Here is a 3458-nt window from a genome sequence, read left to right as displayed (position 1 = left end):
CGCGTGCCGCAAGGCCGGGCGCCACGCGCCGAAGCCGCCCTGCCCCAACTGCTGTGCCAGCGCGGCGCCGAGTTCGCGCCGCAGCCGCTGCACGTCGTCCGCGCCAAGATCGGTGGCCTGCTGTGCCCACAGCGTGCGCACGGCGGCCACGCGCCATGCCTGCTGCAGCTGGCGCACCTGCCACGCGCTGAGCCGCCCGCGCGCCTGCAACGGCATCAGCACCTCGGCGTCCAGCGCGTCGAGACTTTCGGCCAGCGTGCGATGCCGCACGCCGATCAGCGCCTGCAAGCCTTCATAGGGCGTGATCTGGCTGAGCCGTTCGATGACGAAGTGCGCGGGCCGCAGCGCCCGCAGCAGGGACCACAGGCGCGGCCCCGTACGTTGCGCAAGACGTGCGAGCCATGCCGACAGGCCGCGCCCGGCGATCGCGCTACGCGACCACGGCAGGTGGCCGTGCTGAAGATAGAACAGGAAGTGCTCCAGCCGTTCGGTATCCGATGGCCGTCGCGCACTCCCGGTCAGCGCGTCCCGTGCAGCATGGCCGCGCCTCGCATTGCCAGGTACCGCCACGATGCCGCCCGGCAGCGGCACGGGCCGCGCCTGCCGGGCGGCCAGCAGCGCCTCGGTCAGCTGGCGCTCGAGGATGTCGCCCCATTGCGAATCGTTGCCGTCCGGCGCCAGGGGCCCCGTGTCGAGTTCGAGCCGGTCCAGCCGCCAGGCCTCCCCCGGGGCCGACATCCGCGAGAACACGCGCGCGATGATCAGCCTGCCCGCCCCGTTCAGGAAGGTGCCGAGCCGCGCCTGGTGCGCGAGCGCCGCCTCGCGGTCGGCATTGCCGATGGTCTCCCAGGTCAGGGTTTCAATGGCATGTCCGCTCATCGGGCGGCTCCTGTGCGCGGGCCATCCATGGCGGCGAGACGGCCACGCAGACGCTGCGCGCAGGCGTCGAGACGGCTCGTGGCATCGGGCCCGCCTCCCGCCTCGGCATAGGCCACCCGCGCGGCCAGCCAGGCGCTGAAGTCCTGCTCGAACGCCGCCAGCGCGTGCAGTTCCAGCCAATGCACCGTGGGTAGGATGTGCGCCGGGCAGCCCAGCGCGATGGTCTCCCGGGCGAGGTCCCGGAAGCTGTGGTCGGCGCCCCGCGCGGTCCAGCCCGGCAGGATCAAGCTGATGCGGTGCCGGTAGAAGTCCGCGGGCACATCGGCATCGGCGTCCGTCATGCCGCTGCCACCAAGCGGTCGCAACAGGATATGCTCCACGAGGTGCAGCCCCTCTGCCTCCCGCTGCACGCGGCAGGCCAGCTCGTGCAGGTACAGCGCCGGCGCTATCACGCCGCCGGGGCCATGCCGCACCGGTAGCGGCCACCAATGTCCGGTCTCGTCCGGGCCAAGCCACAGCGCATCGCCCGCCTGGGTAGCCACGCGGTGATAGCGGCCTGCGTGCGCGGCGCAGCGCAGCAGCGGTGCCGGCAGCGCACGCGGGGCGAGTGCCGGGAAATGGTAGGCCAGCCGATCGCCGACCTCGCCTAGCGCCATGTCGTCGTCCAGGTGGGCGGCGATGCGCGCGCGCAGCGGCGGCCACATGACCAGCGGCTCGACGCCTTCCGGGGCGTCGGCGCGCACGCCATGCATGGCCAGCGGCGCGCGCGCATCCGGCGCCCCGCCGTTATCGAGCGCAATCCCGTGCGCGCCCGGCACGCCGGCCAGCAGCCGGCTGTGCGTCTGCTCCAGGCCGAGCAGCAGCCCTACGCGCTCCTGCAGCGGCGCGGTATTGCCCTTGCGCCCCAGCGATGGGCGGCTGTCATCGAACGCGCCGCCCCGGTCGCGCGTATGCCGCACGATGCGCTGGGCGAAGCGGCGCTTGCAGTCATAGAGATGCCGTTGCCAGCCCGCCGCGTCGTAGTAGACGCCGAAGCGCTGGATGCTGTGCTGGTCGCAGCTTTCGCCATGCAGCGCGAGCATCAGGTCCAGCACACGGCTGCGGCGGTCCAGCGCGTCGTCATCGCGCGCCAGTTGCGCGGCTTCGGCCTCCTGCGGCAAGGTGTGCACGCCGGCAAGCCCCGGCACATCGGACTGGCCCAGCGGCGCCCACCAATAGCTGCGCGCAGGCTCGCGCTCGATACTGAAGAGCTGGCGCAGGTGTTGCATCTGCGCGCTGCCGTGCGCCAGCCACTGCTCCAGCAGCGCCAGGTAGGCGCCGAACTGGGCCTGGCTCTCCGCGTCGGCGCGCGGCGCGGCGTGATATTGGCGATAGAGCGGCGGCAGGTGGTGCCAGATCGACAGATACGGCGTATCGGGCAGGTAGCGTCCGGCCGGCCGCTTGAGCAATTGCCCGGCGAAGCGCGTGGCGCGTGGCGCGGTGCTGGACAGCCGCGCCGCCTGGCGCGCGTCCGCCAGCCTGGCCAGCAGCGCGCGCGTATCCAGATGCAGCTGGCTGCCGCGCCGCGTGACCTGCCACGCGGCCACCGCCATGCTGTCCTCCGGCCAGCGCAATTGCAGCGCCCAGTCGGTGCCGTGCCACGGCAGGCTGTCCGGTGCGTCATCGGCTTCGGCTTCGGCCTCGGCGTCAGCCGTGGCATCGAGCGGTACCAGCCGCAGCGCGCTGATGTCGGCCACGCCGTCGATTTCGCGTAGCGCATGGGCCAGATCGCTGAAATGGAGCCGGTTGGCCGGATCGCGGCGCAGGTCCTCAGCCTCGATCCAGCCGCACTGCACGGCGGGGCCGTCGAACAGTTCGGCGGTGCCCGCCACATTGCCGGCGGCGTCGCGCTGGGCCAGCCGCGCCTGCAGCGGCTGCCGGCGCGGGGCCGCGCTGACGATGTCGGCGCAGCGCCGCACCACTTCCACAAGGACGTCCCCGGGATCGCGCGGGCCATCCACGCTGAGGTGGATATCCAGCGCGCACCAGCGCGGGCGCAGGACATGCGGGGCGCCGTCCATGTCTTCGGCCAGGTTGCGCTGGGCGCGAAACGCGCGCGCCACGTCACGCGCGGCGGCCGCGCCGTCGCCATCGCCCACGCGTAGCGCCATGCGCCACAGGCCGTCCGCGTCGGGCATGCGCAGCCGCAGCTGGCGCACCGCCGGCACGCGGTCGAGCAACCAGCGCAGCCAGTCCAGCTCGGTGGTGGGCCGGCAGGGCAGCGCCTCCTCGGCGCCATGGAGCGCATGGCGACGGTAGTGAATGCGGCCGTCGGGCGCGGTGAGCAGGTCCGCCACGTCGGCTTCGGCGCCGAACACACCTTCGGTCAGCGCATAGCACAGCGACTCCAGCAGCGTGACACCGGGATCGTGCAGGTTGTAGTCGGTCCAGAGCTGGCCGCTGGCGGCCTGGGCCAGCGCGATGCCGCGCGCGCGCAGGTCGCCGTAGCTGAACGGCGCATCGTCGCCGAGCCGGGCGATCGACGCGGTCTGCGGCCCGCTCGATGGCACCGCCTCCTGGAACGCGCCGGGCGGCGTGAC

2 protein-coding genes are annotated in these 3458 nt (G+C 73.0%); both read right to left on the bottom strand.

The genetic code is table 11. The features are described from left to right. Positions 1-879 (bottom strand): contractile injection system tape measure protein (locus KHO18_RS28010; RefSeq protein WP_211944298.1); only part of this gene is annotated, 879 nt, incomplete at its 3' end. Further along, on the bottom strand, positions 876-3458 hold a 2583-nt coding region (locus tag KHO18_RS28005), incomplete at its 5' end, for a hypothetical protein (protein ID WP_211944297.1). The genes KHO18_RS28010 and KHO18_RS28005, both read right to left, overlap by 4 nt.

It is taken from the genome of Cupriavidus campinensis (genome assembly GCF_905397395.1).
GTDB classification, from domain to species: Bacteria; Pseudomonadota; Gammaproteobacteria; order Burkholderiales; family Burkholderiaceae; genus Cupriavidus; species Cupriavidus campinensis.
The sequence above is the reverse complement of the archived record's forward strand: the minus strand, read 5'-3'. Positions and strand labels throughout refer to the sequence as shown.